Annotated in this window: 20 protein-coding genes and 2 tRNA genes; 13 read left to right on the top strand and 9 right to left on the bottom strand. The window is 63.4% G+C overall.

Annotated elements, in window-relative coordinates:
- Positions 1-55 precede the first annotated feature (55 nt).
- Entirely contained in the window at positions 56-538 is a 483-nt protein-coding gene (locus tag AB5Y94_RS15190) for a DUF1097 domain-containing protein (protein WP_005306399.1), read from the bottom strand.
- Between the two features lie 370 nt (positions 539-908).
- Here AB5Y94_RS15190 and msrP point away from each other — a divergent pair, with 370 nt between their 5' ends.
- Both msrP and msrQ read left to right on the top strand, forming a co-directional pair.
- Positions 909-1,910: a protein-methionine-sulfoxide reductase catalytic subunit MsrP gene (gene msrP / locus AB5Y94_RS15195; RefSeq protein WP_139753334.1), complete on the top strand. Its 1,002-nt coding sequence runs from the start codon at positions 909-911 to the stop codon at positions 1,908-1,910.
- A 19-nt stretch (positions 1,911-1,929) separates the two neighbouring features.
- Positions 1,930-2,562, top strand: a complete 633-nt coding sequence (msrQ, locus tag AB5Y94_RS15200; protein ID WP_005306391.1) for a protein-methionine-sulfoxide reductase heme-binding subunit MsrQ — start codon at positions 1,930-1,932, stop codon at positions 2,560-2,562.
- Between the two features lie 46 nt (positions 2,563-2,608).
- Here the strand turns inward: msrQ and AB5Y94_RS15205 are convergent, their stop codons facing one another.
- Positions 2,609-2,854, bottom strand: coding sequence for a PepSY domain-containing protein (locus AB5Y94_RS15205; protein WP_010635834.1), 246 nt, complete (start codon positions 2,852-2,854; stop codon positions 2,609-2,611).
- A 63-nt stretch (positions 2,855-2,917) separates the two neighbouring features.
- Between AB5Y94_RS15205 and AB5Y94_RS15210 the strand changes: the two genes are divergently transcribed.
- The 4 genes from AB5Y94_RS15210 (at position 2,918) to AB5Y94_RS15225 (ending at position 5,884) form a co-directional block, all read left to right on the top strand.
- Positions 2,918-3,250, top strand: a complete 333-nt coding sequence (locus AB5Y94_RS15210; RefSeq protein ID WP_011707718.1) for a PepSY domain-containing protein — start codon at positions 2,918-2,920, stop codon at positions 3,248-3,250.
- 87 nt (positions 3,251-3,337) lie between these two features.
- Positions 3,338-3,994, top strand: a complete 657-nt coding sequence (locus tag AB5Y94_RS15215; protein WP_005306366.1) for a response regulator transcription factor — start codon at positions 3,338-3,340, stop codon at positions 3,992-3,994.
- A gap of 37 nt (positions 3,995-4,031) precedes the next feature.
- Positions 4,032-5,381: a sensor histidine kinase gene (locus AB5Y94_RS15220; RefSeq protein WP_368206069.1), complete on the top strand. Its 1,350-nt coding sequence runs from the start codon at positions 4,032-4,034 to the stop codon at positions 5,379-5,381.
- Between the two features lie 41 nt (positions 5,382-5,422).
- Positions 5,423-5,884, top strand: a complete 462-nt coding sequence (locus AB5Y94_RS15225) for a hypothetical protein (RefSeq protein ID WP_010635837.1) — start codon at positions 5,423-5,425, stop codon at positions 5,882-5,884.
- A gap of 152 nt (positions 5,885-6,036) precedes the next feature.
- Here AB5Y94_RS15225 and torA read toward each other — a convergent pair whose 3' ends face one another.
- Both torA and AB5Y94_RS15235 read right to left on the bottom strand, forming a co-directional pair.
- Entirely contained in the window at positions 6,037-8,517 is a 2,481-nt protein-coding gene (torA, locus tag AB5Y94_RS15230; protein WP_368206071.1) for a trimethylamine-N-oxide reductase TorA, read from the bottom strand.
- Between the two features lie 22 nt (positions 8,518-8,539).
- The gene (locus AB5Y94_RS15235) at positions 8,540-9,670 is read right to left on the bottom strand and encodes a NapC/NirT family cytochrome c (RefSeq protein ID WP_017764798.1); all 1,131 of its coding nucleotides are present in this window, start codon (positions 9,668-9,670) and stop codon (positions 8,540-8,542) included.
- A 361-nt stretch (positions 9,671-10,031) separates the two neighbouring features.
- Between AB5Y94_RS15235 and AB5Y94_RS15240 the strand changes: the two genes are divergently transcribed.
- Positions 10,032-11,999, top strand: a complete 1,968-nt coding sequence (locus tag AB5Y94_RS15240) for a DNA topoisomerase III (protein WP_368206073.1) — start codon at positions 10,032-10,034, stop codon at positions 11,997-11,999.
- A 41-nt stretch (positions 12,000-12,040) separates the two neighbouring features.
- Here the strand turns inward: AB5Y94_RS15240 and AB5Y94_RS15245 are convergent, their stop codons facing one another.
- A complete protein-coding gene (locus AB5Y94_RS15245; RefSeq protein ID WP_123246562.1) occupies positions 12,041-12,475 on the bottom strand; it encodes a DUF417 family protein in 435 nt (144 codons plus the stop codon).
- A gap of 13 nt (positions 12,476-12,488) precedes the next feature.
- The gene (locus AB5Y94_RS15250) at positions 12,489-13,022 is read right to left on the bottom strand and encodes a carboxymuconolactone decarboxylase family protein (RefSeq protein ID WP_017409800.1); all 534 of its coding nucleotides are present in this window, start codon (positions 13,020-13,022) and stop codon (positions 12,489-12,491) included.
- A 100-nt stretch (positions 13,023-13,122) separates the two neighbouring features.
- On the opposite strand from AB5Y94_RS15250, the gene AB5Y94_RS15255 reads away from it, so the two are divergent.
- Complete coding sequence (locus AB5Y94_RS15255; protein WP_368206076.1) at positions 13,123-13,950, top strand: cupin domain-containing protein; 828 nt, start codon at positions 13,123-13,125, stop codon at positions 13,948-13,950.
- Positions 13,951-13,977: 27 nt separating this feature from the next.
- Here AB5Y94_RS15255 and AB5Y94_RS15260 read toward each other — a convergent pair whose 3' ends face one another.
- Positions 13,978-15,333 carry a TrkH family potassium uptake protein gene (locus AB5Y94_RS15260; RefSeq protein WP_017764794.1) on the bottom strand — a complete coding sequence of 452 codons (1,356 nt, stop codon included), beginning with the start codon at positions 15,331-15,333 and terminating at the stop codon, positions 13,978-13,980.
- Entirely contained in the window at positions 15,330-15,983 is a 654-nt protein-coding gene (locus AB5Y94_RS15265) for a TrkA family potassium uptake protein (protein ID WP_005306338.1), read from the bottom strand. Before AB5Y94_RS15265 ends, AB5Y94_RS15260 begins: the two co-directional genes overlap by 4 nt.
- 127 nt (positions 15,984-16,110) lie before the next feature.
- Here AB5Y94_RS15265 and murB point away from each other — a divergent pair, with 127 nt between their 5' ends.
- Positions 16,111-17,148 carry a UDP-N-acetylmuramate dehydrogenase gene (murB, locus tag AB5Y94_RS15270; RefSeq protein ID WP_368206078.1) on the top strand — a complete coding sequence of 346 codons (1,038 nt, stop codon included), beginning with the start codon at positions 16,111-16,113 and terminating at the stop codon, positions 17,146-17,148.
- Entirely contained in the window at positions 17,145-18,110 is a 966-nt protein-coding gene (birA, locus tag AB5Y94_RS15275; RefSeq protein WP_017764792.1) for a bifunctional biotin--[acetyl-CoA-carboxylase] ligase/biotin operon repressor BirA, read from the top strand. Before murB ends, birA begins: the two co-directional genes overlap by 4 nt.
- A gap of 74 nt (positions 18,111-18,184) precedes the next feature.
- Here the strand turns inward: birA and coaA are convergent, their stop codons facing one another.
- The gene (coaA, locus tag AB5Y94_RS15280) at positions 18,185-19,123 is read right to left on the bottom strand and encodes a type I pantothenate kinase (RefSeq protein ID WP_005306328.1); all 939 of its coding nucleotides are present in this window, start codon (positions 19,121-19,123) and stop codon (positions 18,185-18,187) included.
- Positions 19,124-19,385: 262 nt separating this feature from the next.
- Here coaA and AB5Y94_RS15285 point away from each other — a divergent pair.
- From AB5Y94_RS15285 to tuf, 3 genes are all read left to right on the top strand, one after another.
- Positions 19,386-19,470, top strand: a tRNA-Tyr gene (locus AB5Y94_RS15285).
- Positions 19,471-19,508: 38 nt separating this feature from the next.
- Positions 19,509-19,583: transfer RNA gene (locus tag AB5Y94_RS15290), tRNA-Gly, on the top strand.
- 170 nt (positions 19,584-19,753) lie between these two features.
- Positions 19,754-20,856 (top strand): elongation factor Tu (tuf, locus tag AB5Y94_RS15295; protein WP_368206079.1); only part of this gene is annotated, 1,103 nt, incomplete at its 3' end.

The raw sequence follows: 20,856 nt of genomic DNA on the forward strand, positions 1-20,856 counted from the left end.
GTCGATGACGGGCCGCCCCTCTGGTTTCAGACCGAATCGGTCACGTTAGGCCGGCTCAAGCCGGGTCGGTGACGCCCGCCGTGGCCTGGGTTTTCTGGGTCTTATGGGAGAGCCAGAGGCCGCTCGCCTTCATCAGGTAGCCAAACAGCGCACCTATCACCAGCGATGGCAGGATCAGCCGCCACTCTCCCGCTGCCCCGAAGGTGGCGCAGCAACCGGCGAAGGTGCCGGGAATGTAGGAGAGCCACTGCTGCCTGGCCTGCACGCACATCAGGGTGGCCACCACCCCGGTCATCAGATAACCCGCCACCCCGGCGCCCCACCAGGCGTCGCCATGGATCAGCAGCAGGGCCCACAGCATGCCGCTGGCATTGCACAGCAGGGTCTGCAGCAGCGCCTTGTAGCCGCCGCTGGAGGCGAAGTAGCTGGTGCAGCCGAGGAAGCCGACCCAGGAGATGAGGCCGAGGGTGACGGCGACCCAGCCCCAGACGGCGGAGAGGATCCCGGTCGTGATGGCGATGGCGATCAATGGGCTCATGGCGTGACTCTTCAGTAGTGAAATCCGGAAAAAGGGGAGCCTACCCCGCGCAGGGGGGGCGGCAAGCAGGGGCGGAATTGTGTGTGATCTGCATCACTCATTTCAACTCAGGAATACGCTTGCGCTCGCGAAAAAAATTCATGGTGAGGCGGCCGTGTCTGCACCATAGTTAGAGGCCCTGTCCTGCTCATGGAGTGAGTCTGATGGTGCCAAATGTGATCGTTCCCCTGCTGGTGTTCGTAGTGCTGTTTCTGGTCGGAACCATGGCCAAGGCACTGCCCCTCTATCAGTTCATGTAATTTTCCGTGAAATAAAACTCGGCCGGGGCGGGTCTTATGATTGTTACCCTCATCGCCCCGGGAGTTTTTCCATGTTGCTCAAGCGCCGCTCTGCCCATCACCTCACCGAACAGGATGTCACGCCGGAAGCCGTCTATCAGGATCGTCGCCTGATCCTGAAAGGGCTGGGGCTCGGCGCCGCCACCCTGGCGTTGCCGACCCAGGCCGGGGTGCTCGATCTCTTCTCTGGCGACAAGCCGGCACCGGTCGCCACCAGGGCGCTCAACATCCACGCTGCCGCCCGGCCGGAGGGGCTGATCCTCACGCCGGAGGAGAAGGCCACCACCCACAACAACTTCTACGAGCTCGGCACCGACAAGGGGGATCCGGCCCGCAACGGCCACTACCTCAAACCCGAGCCCTGGACTCTGAAGGTAGAGGGGGAGGTAGCCAAGCCGTTTACCCTGGACGTGTGGGATCTCATCAACAAGAGCACGCTGGAGGAGCGTATCTACCGGCTGCGCTGCGTGGAGGCCTGGTCCATGGTGCTGCCCTGGAGCGGCATCGCGCTGGCGGATCTGATCCGCCGGGCCGAGCCCACCAGCCGCGCCAGGTTCGTGGCGTTCGAGACCCTCTATGATCCGGAGCAGCTGCCCGGTCAGGCTTCCCGCTCCCTCGGCGGCGGCATCGATTACCCCTATGTCGAGGGGCTACGCATCGACGAGGCGATGCATCCGCTCTCCTTCCTGGCGATGGGGCTCTACGGCAAGGCGCTGCCGGCCCAGAACGGGGCGCCGATCCGGCTGGTGGTGCCCTGGAAGTACGGCTTCAAGAGCATCAAGAGCATCGTCTCCATCCGGCTGGTGGAGGAGATGCCGCCCACTACCTGGAACCTGTTGGCTCCCAACGAATACGGCTTCTACGCCAACGTCAATCCAGCGGTGGATCACCCGCGCTGGAGCCAGGCCAGCGAGCGCTTCATCGGCGAGGGGGGCATCTTCGGCGCCAAGCGCCAGCCGACCCTGATGTTCAATGGCTATGCCGACGAGGTGGCGTCCCTCTATCAGGGCATGGACCTGCGCAAGTGGTATTGAGACGAGAGGAGCTGACATCATGACTCTGCGACTGACGGCGCGTCACATCACCTTGCTGCGGGCGCTGGTACACCTCGCCTCGCTGGGGTTTCTGCTCTGGCTGCTGGTGGCCGTGCCCGGCGGTCTGCTGGGAGGGGATCCGGTACAGGGGCTGACCCACTATCTGGGCAAGGGGGCGCTCAATCTGCTGTTGCTTACCCTGCTGGTGTCGCCGCTGGCCAAACGCTGGCGGCAGGGGCAGCTCATCAAGCTGCGCCGCCCGCTCGGGCTCTGGTGCGCCGCCTGGGCCGGTCTGCACTTCATGGTCTGGCTGGGGCTGGATCTGCAGTTTGACTGGCGGCTGATTGGCGGCGAGTTGGTCAAGCGCAGCTATATCGTGGTGGGGATGGTGGCGCTGCTGTTGCTGCTGGCGCTCAGCCTCACCTCGATCCCGGCCCTGCTGCGGCGCATGGGGCCGGCCTGGCAGAAGCTGCACAACTGGATCTATGCGGTGGCCCTGCTGGTGCCGGTGCACTACTGGTGGTCGCTCAAGAGCGGCTGGCAGGAGCCGCTCATCTACCTGTTGCTGGCCTGCGCCCTGCTGGTGCCGCGCCGCGACAAGCTGCTGCGCCCCTGGCGCCGGCTTCGGCCGCAGAAACTGAGGGAAGCATGAGGCAGGCAAGCGGCATTACCCTGACAACCCGCCATAAAAAAGAGGCCTAGTCGGCCTCTTTTTTGATGTCACCCGTATGGGCGTCGACCAGGAGTCGTACCCGCTGCCCCTGGGCATCCAGGGTTTCCACCTCGAATTTGTCCCCTTCCAGCTCCACTTCCCGAATGTCGTGATACCCTTGGGCCACCAGCAGCTTGACCAGCCCGGCCATGTCGAGACGGCTCTCGGCCGCCCAGCCGAGGGTGGAGAAGAGGCAAAGGATCAGCAGGAAACTGCGTCGGATCATATTCATTCCGGATTCATGGCTGGCAGACTATAAACGGCATTATGTTAGGTTTTGGGAGATGAATCATCCATGAATAGAGCCCTGTCTCTGCTTGGGTTGCTGCTGCCGGCTCTGGCACAAGCGGCCACGCCGAACGAGGCCTTGCTGCAGCAGGCGGTCAGCGAGGGACGGGTGCGTCCCTTTCATGAGGTGATGGAGGTGGCTTCCCGCCTGCCGGTACGGGTGCTGCGGGTCGATCTGGGGGAGGAGGACGGCATCTGGCTGTACGAACTCAAGCTGATCGACAGCGAGAACAGCGTCATCAAGGTGGGCTATCGGGCCGACAACCTGGAGATGGTGTGGCTCAAGGGCCATCATCTGGAGCGGCTGTTCGAACCGCGTCCACCCCCGGAAGAGGAGTGATGGAGTGAGTCCGCGAACGCGCCGCCATCCGGTTCGTTCCCCAACCGCCGCCGGTACCGGCACAACCCTGCTTTGGATACCCAATTTATGCGAATTCTGATAGTTGAAGATGAGAAGACCCTGGCGGGCCAGCTGGCGGAACAGCTGCGCCTGTCCGGTTTCGTGACCGACCTCTGCCACGACGGCAACGAGGCCGGCTTTCTCGGCGAGACCGAACCCTACGACGCCATCATTCTGGATCTCGGTCTGCCGGGCCGCGATGGCCTGAGCGTGCTGAAGGAGTGGCGCAGCAAGGGGATCGACACCCCGGTGCTGGTACTGACCGCCCGTGGCCAGCTGCACGAGAAGATCGAGGGGCTCAACGCCGGGGCCGACGACTACCTCACCAAGCCGTTCCAGGTGGCCGAGCTGGTGGCCCGGGTCCATGCCCTGGTGCGGCGGGCGGCGGGCAACGCCAGCTCGATCCTGGAGATCGGCGGGGTGCGGCTCGACATGGCGGCGTCCCAGGTGTGGTACGAAGGCACCCCCATCAAGCTGACCGCCCACGAGTTCCGGGTGCTCGGCTATCTGATGCAGCACAGGGGCAAGGTGGTGTCGCGCAGCGAGCTGATCGACCACATCTACGCCCAGGATTTCGACCGTGACTCCAACACGGTGGAGGTGTTCATCGGCCGGATCCGCAAGAAGACCCACGCCGATCTCATCGAGACGGTGCGCGGTCTCGGCTACCGGATCAACGAATGAACCAGCTCTTGATGCCCCCTTGCGCAGGAGTGGCTGAATGAGGCTGGTGCGCACCCTGCGCGGGCGGCTGGTGGTCATCGCCATGGTCTGGTGCGGCCTGTTCCTGTTTGCCACCGGCTTCAGCCTGCAGACCATGATGCGCAACTACTGGCAGGAGGCGGAGGCCGACGGCCTGCGCCTGCAGCTCTACGATCTGCTCTCCCGCCTCGAGATCCAGCCGGATGGCCTGCCGGTGGTCACCGAACCCATGGCCGATCCCCGCTTCCGCCAGCCCTACTCCGGTTACTACTGGCAGCTGGAGCTGGGGGAGAGCGTGGTCAGCCGCTCCCGCTCCCTGTGGGATGTGCACCTCGACGTGCACGGCCTGAAGTCGGCCTTCGGCGACCCTGATCTGTTCGTCGGCAAGGGGCCCAACAAGGAGCCACTGCTGATCATGACCCGTACCGTGCTGCTGCCCGGTTCGGATCGGGTGTTCACCCTGGTGATGGCCAAGGACAGCAGCGCCCTGACCCAGACCCTGAAGAAGACCCGCATCAGCCTGTTCCTCGGCCTCGGCTTTGCCGCGACCGGGCTGGTGCTCGGCTTCATGTTCCAGATCGTCTACGGCCTGCGGCCGCTGCATCTGTTGCGGCGCGAATTGAGCCGGGTCCATCAGGGCCATCAGGAGGGGTTCCGGCTGCGCTATCCGCTGGAGATCCAGCCGCTGGTGGAGGACATCAACCGGCTGCTGCACCACTACGGCGAGCTGTTGCAGCGGGCCCGCTCCCACACCGGCAATCTGGCCCACGCCCTCAAGACGCCGCTCAGCATCATGCGCAATCAGGTGGCCCAGTTGCCGCCGGAGGATCAGGCCGCCATCGGCGAGCAGCTCGACCAGATCCAGCGCCATATCGATTACCACCTCGGCAAGGCGCGGGTGACCGGCGCCGCCAAGATCCTCGGGGTGTCGACTCCGGTGCGGGCACGGGTGGAGTACATCTGCCGCGCCTTCTCCCGCCTCTATCCGGGCCGGGAAGTGGACCTGCAGGTGCCTGCCACCCTGGCGGTCGGGGTGGAGGAGCAGGACTTCGACGAGATGGTGGGCAACCTGCTGGAGAACGCCTTCAAGTGGTCGGCCGGCCGGCTGCGCATCTCCAGCGCCGAGCTGGGGGGCTGGATCACCCTGCGCATCGAGGATGACGGTCCCGGCATGAGCGAGGATCAGATCGCCAAGGCGGTGCTGCGCGGAGTGCGGCTCGACGAGAAAGTGCCGGGTTCGGGGCTGGGTCTCAACATCGTCTCCGATCTGGCGGAAGCCTACCGCGGCAGCCTGATCATGGGGCGTGCCGAACTCGGCGGGCTGGCGGCTTCCCTCTCGCTGCCCAAGGTGGCAAGAGTGGAGAGCTAGGCATAAGATATGGCACCTGTTTTAGCCTGAGGAAGAGAACCATGACCGATGATCCATGGGCACTGTGTCACCTCGACGATTCGTTCGATGCCTCCGTGCTGGGCACCAAGGGGGCCCAGATCCAGTGGTTTGAGGATCGCGACAGCCTGATTGCCTTCCTGCTGGAAGATTTCGTCGACCTGCTGGCCGACGTGGGCGAGCTGGATGAGGATCAGACCGAGCGGGCGCGCGAACGCTTCACCCTGCTGGTGGAGCAGAGCTTTGACGATCGCGGCCTGATGGACGCCATCAACGATCTCGCCTCCGGCCTGCGTCGCATCGCCTGGCTGGGGCCGCTCTCCGAGCTGGCCGAGCTGAGCGATGACTTCGCCTCCGGCCTGCGCCGCTATTTCTGGAGCCAGTACGACGGGGATGAAGATGACCCGGATGCCTGGGTGCCGGAAGAACTCTGGCCTCAGCTGGTCGAGTGTGCGGAAGAGTACATGGTGGAAGGGGACTTCTGATTCTGAGCCCTTGTCCGCGCTCTGGCTGCAAAGCGGGTGGCGTGTGCGTAAGAGTATATGGTTGAGGGTGACTTCTGATTCCGAGTCACACCACAAACCGCGATAAGAAAACGGCGCCTTGATGGAGCCGTTTTTGTTGCTTACTCGTCTGCTCAGGCGTTGGCCGGCACCGCGTGGGCGGTGTTGACCGGGGCCGGACCCTGGTACTTCTCGATCTGCAGCTGGGCCATGTGACCGCAGTTGCCCTGCGCCAGGCTGGAGGTGCCCTCGTCAAAGGTGAGGCAGTTGACGTTGCCGTTCTTGCACAGGCTTCCCGCCTCGCCCGGTGTGGCAGGATCGAACCAGGCCCCTTCGCACACCCGCACCACCCCCGGACGGATATCGGTCGAGAGCAGGGCCCCCACCAGGATCTGGCCGCGGTCGTTGAAGGCCCGCACCAGATCGCCGTCCTGGATGCCGCGCGCCTTGGCGTCGTCCGGGTGGATCAGGATCGCCTCGCGATCGGCGATGGCGAACTTGTCCCGCAGCGGGGTGTTGTCGAGCTGGGAGTGCAGCCGCTGGGTCGGGTGGGAGGTATTGAGCGACAACGGATAGCGGGTCGCCTCCTTGCTCTTGATCCACTCCTTGGGCTCATACCACTTGGGATGACCGGCGCAGTCGGCATAGCCCATGCCGGCCACCGTGCTGGAGAAGATCTCGATCTTGCCGGACGGGGTACCGAGCGGGTTGAGCAGCGGGTTCTCGCGAAAATCGGCGTGACGGATCCACTGGCGGTTCGCCTCGGGCACCGGGAAGCGGATGTAGTTGTTGGACTCCCAGAACATGTTGAACGGCGGCAGCGCCACCCGGGCACCACGGGCCTGGGCGGCCATGCCGTCGTACATCTGCTTGAGCCACAGCATCTCGTCCTTGCCTTCGGTGTACTGCTCCTGCAGGCCCAGCTTGGCGGCGACGTCGCGGAAGATGTCGAAGTCGTTGCGCGCCTCGAACTGGGGCGGCACGCACTGGTGCATCGGGAAGACGTAGCGCTGGGAGTAGTCGCCGCCCATCTCCAGATCGTTGCGCTCGTAGCTGGTGGTGGCCGGCAGGACGATGTCGGCGTGCTTGGCGGTGGCGGTCCAGTAGGGCTCGTGCACGATCACGGTCTGCGGCTTGCGCCAGGCCTTGACCAGGTTGTTGGTGTCCTGATGGTGGTGGAAGGGGTTGCCGCCCGCCACGTAGACCAGCTTGATGTCCGGGTAGGTCACCTTGCGGCCGTTGAAGTCGATGGTCTTGCCGGGGTTGGCGAGGCAGTCGGCGATGCGGGCCACCGGGATCGGCGCCGGCCCGTTCTTCGGCGCATTGCCGGCGGAGATGCCCGCCAGGATGCCGCCCTTGGCGGTGGGGCTGCCACCGGAAGAGTAGTGGTAGCTGAAGCCGTAACCGCCGCCCGGCAGGCCGATCTGGCCCAGCATGGCGGCCAGGGTGACCAGCATCCAGTTGGGCTGCTCACCGTGCTGCTGCCGCTGCATGCCCCAGCCTGCCATGATCATGGTGCGCTTGGACGCCATGTCGAGGGCCAGCTGACGGATCACCTTGGCCTCGACGCCGCAGATGCTGCTCGCCCACTCGGCGCTCTTCGGCTGGCCGTCTTCCTTGCCGAGCAGATAGGCCAGGAACTTGTCGAAGCCGGTGGTGTAGCGGTCGAGGAAGGCCTGATCGTGCTTCTGCTCGCTGTAGAGGGTGTGGGCTACCCCCAGCATCATGGCCACGTCTGTGTAGGCGTTTGGCGCAATCCACTCGGCCCCCGCCAGCTTGGCGGTTTCGTTGTAGACAGGGTCGATGCTGATGATGCGGGTGCCTTTATCTTTCAGCGCCTTGAAGCCGGCCTGACCCTCGTGATCAGGCATGTTCCAGCTGTTCTTCAGGGTGACCTGGGCGTTGACCCCCCACAGCACCACCAGTTCGGCGTGCTCGATGACGTTGGGCCAGGCGGTCTGCTGTTCATATACCTCGATGGAGCCCATCACGTGGGACATGATCACCTGGGCGGCGCCGGCGGAGTAGTCGCCGGCATAGCCGGTGAAGCCGCCCGCCAGGTTCATCAGGCGGTGCAGCAGGGTGCGGCTGTTGTGGAACATGCCGACACTCTTCCAGCCGTAGGAACCGGCGTGGATCGCCTGCGGGCCGAAGTCGCTCTGCACCCGGCTGATTTCGCCGGCCACCAGGGCTATGGCCTTCTCCCAGCTCACCCGCACCCACTCGTCGGCGCCGCGCAACTCGGGTTTGGCCCCCGGGCCTTGCTCCAGCCAGCTCTTGCGCACCATGGGGTACTTGATGCGGTTCTTGGCGTGGACCTGGAACGGCGCCATGTCGATGAGATCGTTGGGGGCCGGATCATCGGCCACCGGCTGGACCCGCACCATGCGGCCCTCTTCGACGATGGCCTCGAAGGCCCCCCAGTGAGCGCCGGTCAGGATGCCTTTCTGGGCCGGCACCAGGGTCGGGAACTGTTCAAGGGCCGTACTGATGGCCTGGGCCAGCGCACTCTTCGGGAAGAGACCGGCCAGCAGCGGCAGGGCGGCGCAGGCGCCGAGCCCCTTGAGCAGGTTGCGGCGGGAGAGATTGGTTTGCTTATCGGTAAAAAAAGTCATGACGATTTCCTCTGTGCCAGCCTTAGTGCGCCGCGTTCATGTCACTGGCATGTTTCTGGACGTATTGGGTCAACATGCGTGCCTGTTCCGGGGTCAGGGAGGTGCGTGATTCCATCCCCTTGATGACGCCGATCCACTGGTTGGCGTTGAAGTGATCCAGTGCGGTGAGGCCGTGGCAGCCGGTACAGTTGTTGGACATCAGGGTGGAGGCGTACTGCCACAGCTTGCCCTGATCGCCGATGAGCTGGCTCTGATCCACCCAGGCGGTCAGGCTGACCTGATGCCAGGTGAGGTTGGTGGCGCTGTCGGTTTCGCTCTTGCCGGTGGTGAGCTGTGCCTTGGCCTTGTCGCCGAGCAGGGTGCTCAGGATGCGCTTGCCGGGAGCGGCGTAGAACACCTCGCTCACCCCGTCCTGCTGCCAGCCGTCGATGCGCACCTGGGCGCGGCCGTTGTCGTTGGCCAGCACTTCCACCTGGGTGGAGGGCATCAGGGTGCCTTCGTCGGTTTTGGCGCCGGCATCCAGATAGAGCGGGGTGGTGGCGATGGCGTAACGGGTGGTGACGTTGGCCGGGGTCTGGGCGGCGGCTTGCGCCAGCTCGCTGGCACCGGCGGCGGCCAGGCCGCTCATGTCGGGCATGATGTGGGCGACGCCGCGGTGGCAGTCGATGCAGGTCTGGCCCTCCTTGATGGCGACCGGGTGCTCGGCGCGGGCGTTGGGGCGCTGAGCCAGGATGTCCATCGCCGCGTAGCTGTGGCAGCTGCGGCAGGTAGCGGAGTCGTTGGCCTTCAGCTCGTCCCACACCGACTGCGCCATGCGCAGCTTGTGGGCCTCGTATTTCTCCGGCGTGTCGAGGGTGCCGATCGCCTCGTGATAGATGTCTTTCACGGCGCGGATCTTGGTCCACAGATAGGAGGTGGGATCACCCGGAATGTGGCAGTCGGCGCACTCGGCGCGGATGCCCTTCACGTTCTGGAAGTGGACGCTGCCCTGATACTCGGCCAGCGGGGTCTGCATGGAGTGGCAGGAGACGCAGAACTCGGTGGAACTGGTCTTGTGCATGACGGTCACCGTGACCCCCAGCGCTGCAACGCCCAGCAGGGCTCCAAGCAGCAGTAGCCAGAACCAGGTTTTTCTCAACAGTTTTCCAAGCATGACGGCGTTTTCCTACGTTCAAATATTACCAATATAGTAGTATCCATGGAGAGGTAGTTGATTGACCTCTATCATGATTTATATTTTGTATTGTTATTTTAAATGCAATTATTATTTTGTTATTTATCATTTAATTGAATTTAATTTAACATCCTGCGATTTTACCGTCTTTTTGCTCCTCGTTTGAGGCGTAATTGATGCCGCTGCGCCACTTTCTCTCCACTTTTTATCGTTGGGCCATGACTCCCTGCTCCCTTCTCTTGCCTGTGCAGTAGCCTGTCGTCTCGCGCCGGGCAGGGGCTTGGGCTTTGCCCTGGGCCCGGTATATACTGTTCGCATATACAGTATTTAGGTGTTTGCCATGCGACTCTTTATCGCCGAGAAGCCCAGTCTGGGGCGCGCCATTGCCGACGTGCTGCCCAAGCCCCACAAGAAAGGGGAGGGCTTCATCGAAACCGCGCAGGGGGATGTGGTGACCTGGTGCATCGGCCACCTGCTGGAACAGGCCGAGCCCGATGCCTACGATGCCGCCTACAAGCAGTGGCGCATGGAATCCCTTCCCATCATCCCGAGCCAGTGGCAACTGGTGGCCAAGCCGAAGACCAAGACCCAGCTCACCGTCATCAAGCGCCTGCTCAAGCAGGCCGACTGCGTGGTCAACGCCGGTGACCCGGACCGGGAAGGGCAGCTGCTGGTGGACGAGGTGATCGATTTTCTCGGCTATGGCAAAACCCGGCCAGTGCTGCGCTGCCTCATCAGCGATCTCAACCCGCCGGCGGTGCGCCGCGCCCTCGACAAGCTCAGAGACAACAAGGAGTTCGTGCCGCTGGCGGTGTCGGCGCTGGCCCGCAGCCGGGCCGACTGGCTCTACGGCATCAACATGACCCGCGCCTATACCCTGCTTGGTCGCAAGGGGGGTTGCAGCGAGCTGCTCTCGGTCGGCCGGGTACAGACACCGCTGCTGGGGCTGGTGGTGCGGCGGGATCTCGAGATAGAGGCCTTCGTGCCCAAACCCTTCTTCGAGGTGTTGGCCCATCTACAGACCGAGGGCAACGAACGCTTCAGCGCCAAGTGGCTGCCCTCCGAGGCCTGTCTGCCCTGGCAGGACGAGGAGGGGCGAGTGCTCAACCGGGCGCTGGCCGCCAAGGTGGTGGAGCGGATCCAGGGCCAGAGCGCACTGGTGGAAGAGGTGGAGGAGCAGGCCCGCAAGCAGGCGGCGCCGCTGCCCTACAACCTCTCCAGCCTGCAGATCGATGCCGCCAAGCGGTTCGGCATGGACGCCAAGCGGGTGCTGGATGTCTGTCAGAGCCTCTATGAACGGCACAAGCTCATCACCTACCCCAGATCCGACAGCCGCCATCTGCCGAGCGAGCACTTCAACCGGGCCGGCCAGGTGCGGGAGGCCATCGCCAGCACGGTGCCGGCGCTGGCCAGGGCGGTGAGCGAGGCGGACGGCAAGATCCGCAGCAAGGCGTGGAACGACAGCAAGGTGGATGCCCACCACGCCATCATCCCCACCGAGAAGCACGGCAATGAGGGGAGCCTGAGTGGCGATGAAGCCAGGCTGTATGGCCTGATCGCCCGCCAGTACCTGCTGCAGTTCTACCCGCCGTTCGAGTACAACGACAGCAAGGTGCTGCTGCGCATTGCTGGCGGGCAGTTTCAAGCCAAGGCGCGGCGGATCCTCAAGGCGGGCTGGAAGGCGCTGCTGGGGGTGGAGGAAGATGACGAGGAGGAGGCGGGAACCCTGCCTGCCCTGCGTCAGGGCGAGCAGCTGCTGTGCGAGCGGGGGGAGCTGCTGGAGAAGATGACCCAGCCCCCCAAATCGTTTACCGATGCCACCCTGCTGGCCGCCATGACCGGCATCGCCCGCTACGTGCAGGATCCCGAGATCCGCAAGACCCTGCGCGAAACCGACGGCCTCGGTACCGAGGCGACCCGGGCCGGCATCATCGACCTGCTGTTCAAGCGCCGTTTTTTGGTGCGCCAGGGCAAGAGCATCAAGGCGACCCCGACCGGGCGGGCATTGATCCGGGCCCTGCCGGCCACGGCCACCACCCCGGACATGACGGCGCTGTGGGAGCAGCACCTCGGCCGGATTGCCGAGCGGCAGGCGAGCTATCAGCAGTTCATGGGGCCGCTCACCGAGCAGCTGAACGGTTTGATCGACGGCGCCAGACAGGATTCGGGGGCCAGCTTCAGCGCCTTGCCCAAAGCAGCGCCCGGGGCCGACAAGCGTCGCTTCACCAAACGCAAGCGCAGCACGGCGGCTGGTGGCTCGAGCGGGACTGCCAAGCGGGGGAGCAAGCGGCCAGCCAGGGCCGCCTGATAAAAAAAGCGCCCCTGTCGGGGCGCAAAAAGGCATTGTCGTCAGGCGTCGGCCAGTCTGGCGCGACTTAAATTCAGGTAGTGCCAGGCAACACCGAGCAGCACCAGATCCTTGAAAATAAAGAACTCGGTGACCGGCACCCCGTCGACCAGCTTCCAGACGCCCGGCAGGGTCAGCAGAAAGCTGAGGGTCACGAGGAAGGTCAGGATGGCCCCCAGGCTGCTCCAGTAGCCCAGACGTGGCCGCCACAGGCCGGCAATCAGGCCGCCGGCGATCAGGATCTCGATCAGCCCGATCAGATTGGAGACTGCCTGCTCCGAGAGCACGGCATAGAGCCAGCTCATCAGCGGGTGGCTTGCCACCAGCGGCCGGATGGCCGCCGCCTCGGTCGGCGTAAACTTGAACACGCCGATCCAGAGCAGGGTCAGTACCACCCCCGCGAGGGCGATCAGAAAACCTCGGTCATGACGTTCCATTTCTGCTCCTCTGTCATGGGGTGAGCGTGACGGGCGGAAAGTCGATGTCGGTTTCTGCCAGATGATTGCCGTAGTTGGTCAGGGTATTGATGACCACCTGCCCCAGCACCTCCATCATCAGCTCATCATCCACGCCCGCCGCCCGGGCGGCGGCCAGTTGCGCATCACTGATGACACCGCGCTGGGTGACCAGGGCGACCGCCAGCTGCAACAGGGCGTGATCGAGCGGATCCGCCGCCTGGGCGAGACGGGCAGCCCGGATGGCGTCGTCATCGAAACCGGCCCGGCCAGCCAGCAGAGTGTGGGCCGACAGGCAGTACTGGCAGGCGTTGGCCTGACCGATGGCCAGTGCCAGCAGCTCCCGCTGGCGGGCGCTGAGCCGCCCCTTGCCCAGCGCGTCGGCAAAGCCGAGCAGACCGTTGAGCAGGGCCGGTGAATGGGCCAGGGTTGCGTAGAGGTTGGGGACCATGCCCAGGCTGCTTTTCAGGGCGGCGAAGGTGGGGGCGGCTGCCGGTTTGGGCTGCACGACGGCGTGAATGCGACTCATGATGTGCTCCTGTTTGGGTTGGGTACGGGAGACACTATGCCGGTTTTAATGGTACGGTTTATCACCCAGAGTCCATCATTGACTACCAGGCGTCTCAAATATGGATCCACTCTCGATATTGCTGGCCCATGCTGCTCCCCAGGCCAGTCTCTTTTTCGCCGGCAACCTGTGTCAGCACTCTCACAGCAGCGACTATCCCGCCGGCGGCCATCTGCACCTGTTGCGCCGTGGCGAACTGCTGCTGCGCGAAGAAGGGGGTGAACCCCTGTTGCTGACCGAGCCGACCCTGATCCTCTACGCCAGAGGGCAGGCTCACAGGCTCGAACCCCGCCAGCTGGCGGGCTGCGACCTGGTGTGTGCCAGCGTGTCGTTCGGGCCGGCAGGAGACTCACCACTGCAGCTGGCGTTGCCGGATACCTTGGTGCTGCCGCTGCAGACGATCCCGGCCATTGCGCCGGTACTGACCCTGCTGTTCGAGGAGGCCTTCGCCGAGCGTTACGGTCAGCCGCCGATCCTCTCCCGTCTGCTGGAAGTGCTGCTGATCCTCTTGCTGCGCCATCTGGTGGAACAGGGGCTCTGTCGGCAGGGGATGTTGGCCGGTCTCTCCGACCCGCGACTGGCACGGGCCATTGCGGTCATGCATCAGCGCGGGGACGAGCCCTGGACGGTGGCGACCCTGGCGCGGGAGGCGGGCATGTCGCGCGCCCGCTTCGCCGCTCATTTTCAGGCGCTGACCGGGCAGACGCCGCTGGACTATCTGACGCGCTGGCGGATGGTGCTGGCCAGTCAGCAACTGCTGGCGGGGGAGTCCATTACCCAGGTGGCGCTGGGGGTGGGGTACAGCGGGGGCACCGCCTTCGGGCGGGCGTTTGAACGGGAGTTTGGCATGAGTCCGGGGCGCTGGCTCAAGGCGCGGCAGCGCGAGTGACCGGGGCCGCGACGGACCCCGGTGTTATCAGCCGGTGTAGACGGTCTCTTCCGGGTACTTGATGCGGGTTTCGACCGGGCGAGCCAGCATGAAGGCCAGGGTGAGCGGGCCGAGACGGCCGCAGATCATCACCAGCACCAGGATGAGCTTGCCAGGCTCGCTCAGGGTGGCGGTGATGCCGGTGGAAAGCCCCACGGTGGCAAACGCCGAGATGGTCTCGAACATGATCTTGTCGAAGGGCTGCTGCTCGGTGAGCATCAGCAGGAACATGGCCAGCATCAGCACCATGGTGCTGACCATGATGATGGCCAGCGATCGGGTCACTATCTGGGACGAGAGGGTGCGGCCAAAGGCGGTGACGTGGGGGCGCTTGGTCAAAAACGCCTTGGTCGCCAGCAGCACCACCGCGAAGGTGGTCACCTTGATACCGCCACCGGTGGAGGTGGCACCCGCCCCGATGAACATCAGCATCATCAGAAACAGCAGGGCGGCCGGGGTCATCAGGCCGATGTCGATGGTGTTGAAACCTGCGGTACGGGCGCTGGCAGACTGGAAGAAGGCCGCTAGCCACTGGCCGCCGAAGGAGACCTTGCCGAGGGTGCCCGGGTTGTTGTGCTCCAGCAGCCAGAACATCAGGGTTCCCAGCAGCAGCAGGCCCGGGGTCATGATCAGCATCAGCTTGCTGTGCAGCTTGAGCTTGCGCCAGCGGCGGTTGCGCACCAGATCGACGATGACGGTAAAGCCGATCCCGCCGAGGATCAGCAGACCGGCGATGGTCAGGCTGATGACGGGGTCGTCCCGGTAGTCCATGAGATTGTTGGCAAACAGCGAGAAGCCGGCGTTGTTGAAGGCCGATACCGCGTGGAAGAAGCTGACGTAGAGGCCGCGCTCCCACCCCATCTCGGGTACCCAGCGAATGGCCATCAGAGCGGTGCCTATGAGCTGGGCGATGAAGGCGAACAGCACGATGCGCTTCACCAGCTGGATGATGTTGACCGAGCCCTCCTGGCCCAGCGCCTCCTTGGCCAGCACCTGCTGGCGCAGGCCGACCCGTTTGCTGAACATGGCGATGAGCAGCAGGGTCATGGTCATCTGGCCCAGGCCGCCAATCTCCATCAGCATCAGCAGGAAGATCTGTCCCTGCAGGGTGAAGGCGGTACCGGTGTCCACCACCCCGAGCCCGGTCACGCTGATGGCCGAGGTGGCGGTAAACAGGGCATTGATGAAGCTCACCTGACCGTTGTGGCTGGAGGGCTGCACCAGAAACAGGGTGCCGATCAGCAGGATGACCAGAAAACTGCCGAGGATCAGCTTGGCTTCACTCCAGCGCGACTCGTCTTCCCGCTGCAGGGCAAAGGCGTAGCTGCTGCGCCAGCGGGTCATAGGGTTTCCAGCCAGTGGTCGATGGCGTGCTTGTTGCCGGCCAGGATCAGGATGTCACCCAGTTGCAGCTCCATCTTGCCGGTCAGCACGTTGTGCAGGGTTTCGCCACGCTTGATGGCGAGCAATTGGAATTCGCTCTGCTGCAGCAGATGGAAGTCGCTGAGGGCCCGACCGTTCAACTGCAGGCCGATGACAAACTCGGTCAGCACCATGTCGTGACCCAGCTCCAGATAGTCGAACAGCCGGTTATCCAGCATGCTCTGGGCGACCCGGCGACCCATGTCCCACTCCGGGTTGATCACCTTGTCGGCGCCCACCTTCTGCAGGATCTTGGCGTGGAACTTGTCGCGCGCCTTGACCCAGACCTTCTTCACCCCCGCCTCCTTGAGGACGAGGGTGGTGAGTATGCTGGTCTCGAGGTTGTCACCGATGGCGACGAAGACGATGTCGAAGTCGGCCAGCCCCAGCTCGGCGACGGTGGCCTCGTCGGTGGCGTCGGCCACGATGACGTGGTTGCAGAGGGTGGCGATCTGGCGGGTCTTGCTCTCGTCGATGTCAATCGCCAGCACCTCGGCATCCTGGCGTTGCAGCTCTTCACACAGCGCGCTGCCAAACAGCCCCAGACCGATGACGGCAAATTGGTTGTTCATGAGTACTTCCTCAAGAGTCGGAGCGGGATACTCTACTCCAGCTATATGAGTCCGAAAAGAGGGCGGGATTTTTCGTCCGGCGGCAATATAAGGTAGACTGCCCGCTTGCCATTGTCGGAACACGCAGATGAAACTCACCCCGCACGCCCCCCTGTTGACGCTCAACACCCTCGCCCTCGATGCCCACTGCCACTGGCTGGCCGAAGTGGAGCAAACCGACGACCTGCCGCAACTGGTTGCCAACGCCGAGCTGGCCGGCTTGCCGCGGCTGGTGCTGGGCGGTGGCAGCAACGTGCTGTTTTGCGATGACTTCGCCGGGGTGGTGGTGCTCAACCGGCTCAAGGGGATAGCGCTGCAGGACGAGGGGGATCACTGGCTGCTGCACGTGGCCGCCGGCGAGAACTGGCACGAGCTGGTGTGCCACACCCTGCAGCAGGGCTGGTACGGTCTCGAAAACCTGGCGCTCATCCCCGGCACGGTCGGGGCGGCACCGGTACAGAACATCGGCGCCTACGGGGTAGAGCTGGCCAGCGTCTGTGCCTACGTCGAGGCGTTCAACTGGCAGAGCGGAGAGATAGAGCGCATCGCCGCGGCCGACTGCCGCTTCGGCTATCGCGACAGCATCTTCAAGCATGAGTATCAGGACAGCCATTTCATCACCGCGGTCGGTCTGCGACTGGCCAAGGCCTGGCAGCCAAGCCAGGGCTATGGTCCGCTGGCCGCACTGGGCGAACAGCCCTCGGCACAGGCCATCTTCGACACCGTCTGCGCCACCCGCATGGCCAAGCTGCCGGATCCGGCCGTGCTCGGCAACGCGGGCAGCTTCTTCAAGAACCCGGTGGTGCCTGCCGCGCTGGCGACGTCGCTCAAGCAGAAGTATCCCCAGATGCCGCTCTATCCGGCAGGTGAAGGGCTGGCCAAGCTGGCCGCGGGCTGGCTTATCGACCAGTGCGGCCTCAAGGGCTTTGCCATCGGCCGCGCCGCCGTCCATCAGGAGCAGGCGCTGGTGCTGGTCAATCTGGGCGGCGCCAGCGCCATGGAGATGATCGCGTTGGCGGCCCACGTGCGTGACAGCGTGGAGCAGAAATTCGGGGTGGTGCTGGAGCACGAGGTGCGCTTCATGGGCCACCGTGGTGAAACTTGGCTCGACGAGGTACTGGCATGACCCTGACTCCCATCCGGCAAACCCTGATCTCCCTGCTCAGCGACGGGCAATTCCACTCCGGCGAACAGCTTGGCGAGCAGCTCGGCATCAGTCGGGCGGCGGTGAGCAAGCACATGGCGGCGCTCAAGGAGCTGGGACTGGATCTCTTCAGCCTGACCGGCAAGGGGTACCGGCTGGCGGTGCCGATGGCGCTCTATGACGAAGAGCAGCTGCAGGCGCTGGCGCCCATGGCACCGGTGCACTGCTTCCCGGTCATCGACTCCACCAACCAGTACCTGCTGGAGCGGGTCAACCAGCTGCAGTCGGGCGAGAGCTGCCTGGCCGAGTGCCAGACCGCCGGGCGCGGCCGGCGCGGCAAGCCCTGGGTTTCTCCCTTCGGCTGCCAACTGATCTTGAGCATGTACTGGCGGCTGGAGCAGGGCATGGCGGCGGCCATGGGGCTGAGTCTGGCGGTCGGGGTGGCCGTGGTGCAGGCACTGGAGTCCCTCGGTTACCCAGGAGTTGAGCTCAAGTGGCCCAACGATCTCTATTATCAGGGCCGCAAGCTGGCGGGCATTTTGGTGGAGATGAGCGGTAGCGCCGGCGCCAGCTGCCACCTGGTGATCGGGGTCGGCCTCAACCTGGCGATGCCGAGCCGGGAGGCGGAGCGGATCGATCAGGCCTGGTCCGAATTGCGCCACATCCAGCCGGAACTGGTGGACCGCAATCTGCTGGCCGGCCGGGTGATTGAACATCTGCAGCAGGCCATGCTCACCTTCGAACAGGAGGGGCTCGCCAGCTTCGTGGCGGACTGGAACCGGCTCGACCATTTCGCCGGCCGGCCGGTACGACTGCTGATGGGCGAGCAGGAGATCCGCGGCGTGGCGCGCGGCATCGATGATCGCGGTGCCCTGCGGCTGGAGACGGAGGAGGGGATCAAGTTCTATCTGGGCGGGGAGATCTCCCTGCGCCGGGGAGACTGATGACGGTGCTGACCGTCACCCAATGAAGAGGGGGCCTGCGGGCCCCCTCTTCATTGATGGGTGATCTGCCGCCGTTACTTGCGCAGCTTGATCTGCTCGATGGCGTGCTCGTTGCCCTTGGTCAGGATCAGGTTGGCCCGCTCCCGGGTAGGCAGGATGTTCTCTTTCAAATTCAGATAGTTGATGTCTTGCCAGATGTTGCTGGCGATCTTGGTCGCCTCGCTTTCGGCCAGCTTGGCGTAGTGGTGGAAGTAGGAGTCCGGATCCGAGAAGGCGCCGCTGCGGAACTTGAGGAAACGCTCGATATACCAGGTGCGCAGCAGTTCGGCGTCGGCATCCACATAGATGGAGAAGTCGACGAAGTCCGACACGAACACGCGGTGCGGATCCTGCGGGTAGTCCATGCCGCTTTGCAGCACATTGAGCCCTTCCAGGATCAGGATGTCCGGTTGCTCCACCACCTTCTTCTCATCTGGAATGATGTCGTAGATGAGGTGGGAGTAGACGGGGGCCTCGACCTTCTCGTGGCCGGCGCGGATGTTGGCGACAAACTCCACCAGATGGCGGATGTCGTAGGACTCAGGGAACCCCTTGCGGCGCATCAGGCCGCGCTCTTCCAGCACCTTGTTGGGGTAGAGAAAGCCGTCGGTGGTGACCAGTTCCACCCGCGGGTGCTCCGGCCAGCGCTCCAGCAGCGCCTGCATGATGCGCGCCGTGGTGCTCTTGCCGCCTGCCACACTGCCGGCGATGCTGATGATGTAGGTGCCCTTGCCGCGGGACTGACCGAGGAACTGTTCCAGCACCCGGCTGCGGCGCTGCTTGGCCTTGACGTAGAGATTGAGCAGACGGGAGAGGGGCAGATAGATCTCTTCCACCTCCTGCAATGACACCTTCTCGTTGATCCCGCGCAGGGTCTGCAGATCGTGCTCGGTCAGGGTCAAAGGGACCGAGTCGCGCAATAACGCCCATTGTTCGCGGGTGAATTGCAGATAGGGGTTATGCTCTGTCGTCATGGTGTCGTCACTGTTTCTTGGGCAGGGCGACCATACACCAAGGGGGGCGGGAGCGACAAGAGAAGCGACGGTTTCGAGCGGAGAGTGAGTCCTTTTTTGCCTGGTTCTTGGCAATAATGCACATTTTGCAAGGCGCAATGGTTGCATCCCCAAAATCCTTACCATAAAATGCGCGACGCTTAGATGTCTGTCGTCTATTTGCCCAGCAAAAGCGATAAATCAACGGGTGCAAGCAGAATTACCGTTGTGACATTGACGTAACGGAGGGGTTCCCGAGCGGCCAAAGGGATCAGACTGTAAATCTGACGGCTCTGCCTTCGAAGGTTCGAATCCTTCTCCCTCCACCATATTTCTCTGCGGTTTGAGTTCTTTGGGTTAGAGAAATGCGGGCATCGTATAATGGCTATTACCTCAGCCTTCCAAGCTGATGATGCGGGTTCGATTCCCGCTGCCCGCTCCAAGATGCTGATTGGCTCAGGCGATAGCAGAGTCACACCCTAGGGTGAGTTCGGCAATCGAACCAGCCTGTCAGCACCAGCCTCTCTTCCCCACCAGATTCAAATCCATCATATAAACTGTTCTGTGGTTAGCTTGCCACCGCGTACTCAGCGTTAGTTTAGAGGGACGATCATGTCTAAAGAAAAATTTGAGCGTAATAAACCGCACGTTAACGTGGGTACCATCGGCCACGTTGACCACGGTAAAACCACCCTGACCGCCGCCATCACCAACGTGCTGGCCAAGCACTTCGGTGGTAAAGCTTTCGCCTTCGACCAGATCGACAAGGCGCCGGAAGAGCGTGAGCGTGGTATCACCATCAACACCTCCCACGTAGAATACGACACCGCTACCCGTCACTACGCCCACGTAGACTGCCCGGGTCACGCCGACTACGTTAAAAACATGATCACCGGTGCTGCCCAGATGGACGGCGCGATCCTGGTAGTAGCAGCGACTGACGGCCCGATGCCGCAGACTCGTGAGCACATCCTGCTGGGTCGTCAGGTAGGCGTTCCGTACATCATCGTGTTCATGAACAAGTGCGACATGGTAGATGACGAAGAGCTGCTGGAACTGGTCGAGATGGAAGTTCGCGAACTGCTGTCCGAGTACGACTTCCCGGGTGATGACCTGCCGGTAGTACGTGGTTCCGCACTGAAAGCGCTGGAAGGCGAAGCTCAGTGGGAAGAGAAGATCCTGGAACTGGCTGGCCACCTGGACACCTATATTCCGGAGCCGGAGCGCGCAATCGACCAGCCGTTCCTGATGCCGATCGAAGACGTATTCTCCATCGCAGGCCGTGGTACCGTAGTAACCGGTCGTGTAGAGCGCGGTATCGTTAAAGTTGGTGAAGAAGTGGAAATCGTTGGTATCAAAGATACCACCAAGACCACCTGTACCGGCGTTGAAATGTTCCGCAAACTGCTGGACGAAGGTCGTGCAGGTGAGAACGTTGGCGCACTGCTGCGTGGCGTGAAGCGTGAAGATGTAGAGCGTGGTCAGGTACTGGCCAAGCCGGGCACCATCAAGCCGCACACCAAGTTCGAATCTGAAGTGTACGTACTGTCCAAAGAAGAAGGTGGTCGTCACACCCCGTTCTTCAAAGGCTACCGTCCGCAGTTCTACTTCCGTACTACCGACGTGACCGGTACCATCGAACTGCCGGAAGGCGTAGAGATGGTAATGCCGGGCGACAACATCAAGATGGTTGTTACCCTGATTGCGCCGATCGC

It is taken from the genome of Aeromonas sp. s5 (genome assembly GCF_040907865.1).
GTDB classification, from domain to species: domain Bacteria; phylum Pseudomonadota; class Gammaproteobacteria; order Enterobacterales; family Aeromonadaceae; genus Aeromonas; species Aeromonas dhakensis.

What these genes read in the sequence shown, in the direction of transcription:
- AB5Y94_RS15190 (WP_005306399.1), bottom strand. Translation starts at nt 538, where the DNA reads ATGAGCCCATTGATCGCCATCGCCATCACGACCGGGATCCTCTCCGCC.
- msrP (WP_139753334.1), top strand. Translation starts at nt 909, where the DNA reads ATGTTGCTCAAGCGCCGCTCTGCCCATCACCTCACCGAACAGGATGTC.
- msrQ (WP_005306391.1), top strand. Translation starts at nt 1,930, where the DNA reads ATGACTCTGCGACTGACGGCGCGTCACATCACCTTGCTGCGGGCGCTG.
- AB5Y94_RS15205 (WP_010635834.1), bottom strand. Translation starts at nt 2,854, where the DNA reads ATGAATATGATCCGACGCAGTTTCCTGCTGATCCTTTGCCTCTTCTCC.
- AB5Y94_RS15210 (WP_011707718.1), top strand. Translation starts at nt 2,918, where the DNA reads ATGAATAGAGCCCTGTCTCTGCTTGGGTTGCTGCTGCCGGCTCTGGCA.
- AB5Y94_RS15215 (WP_005306366.1), top strand. Translation starts at nt 3,338, where the DNA reads ATGCGAATTCTGATAGTTGAAGATGAGAAGACCCTGGCGGGCCAGCTG.
- AB5Y94_RS15220 (WP_368206069.1), top strand. Translation starts at nt 4,032, where the DNA reads ATGAGGCTGGTGCGCACCCTGCGCGGGCGGCTGGTGGTCATCGCCATG.
- AB5Y94_RS15225 (WP_010635837.1), top strand. Translation starts at nt 5,423, where the DNA reads ATGACCGATGATCCATGGGCACTGTGTCACCTCGACGATTCGTTCGAT.
- torA (WP_368206071.1), bottom strand. Translation starts at nt 8,517, where the DNA reads ATGACTTTTTTTACCGATAAGCAAACCAATCTCTCCCGCCGCAACCTG.
- AB5Y94_RS15235 (WP_017764798.1), bottom strand. Translation starts at nt 9,670, where the DNA reads ATGCTTGGAAAACTGTTGAGAAAAACCTGGTTCTGGCTACTGCTGCTT.
- AB5Y94_RS15240 (WP_368206073.1), top strand. Translation starts at nt 10,032, where the DNA reads ATGCGACTCTTTATCGCCGAGAAGCCCAGTCTGGGGCGCGCCATTGCC.
- AB5Y94_RS15245 (WP_123246562.1), bottom strand. Translation starts at nt 12,475, where the DNA reads ATGGAACGTCATGACCGAGGTTTTCTGATCGCCCTCGCGGGGGTGGTA.
- AB5Y94_RS15250 (WP_017409800.1), bottom strand. Translation starts at nt 13,022, where the DNA reads ATGAGTCGCATTCACGCCGTCGTGCAGCCCAAACCGGCAGCCGCCCCC.
- AB5Y94_RS15255 (WP_368206076.1), top strand. Translation starts at nt 13,123, where the DNA reads ATGGATCCACTCTCGATATTGCTGGCCCATGCTGCTCCCCAGGCCAGT.
- AB5Y94_RS15260 (WP_017764794.1), bottom strand. Translation starts at nt 15,333, where the DNA reads ATGACCCGCTGGCGCAGCAGCTACGCCTTTGCCCTGCAGCGGGAAGAC.
- AB5Y94_RS15265 (WP_005306338.1), bottom strand. Translation starts at nt 15,983, where the DNA reads ATGAACAACCAATTTGCCGTCATCGGTCTGGGGCTGTTTGGCAGCGCG.
- murB (WP_368206078.1), top strand. Translation starts at nt 16,111, where the DNA reads ATGAAACTCACCCCGCACGCCCCCCTGTTGACGCTCAACACCCTCGCC.
- birA (WP_017764792.1), top strand. Translation starts at nt 17,145, where the DNA reads ATGACCCTGACTCCCATCCGGCAAACCCTGATCTCCCTGCTCAGCGAC.
- coaA (WP_005306328.1), bottom strand. Translation starts at nt 19,123, where the DNA reads ATGACGACAGAGCATAACCCCTATCTGCAATTCACCCGCGAACAATGG.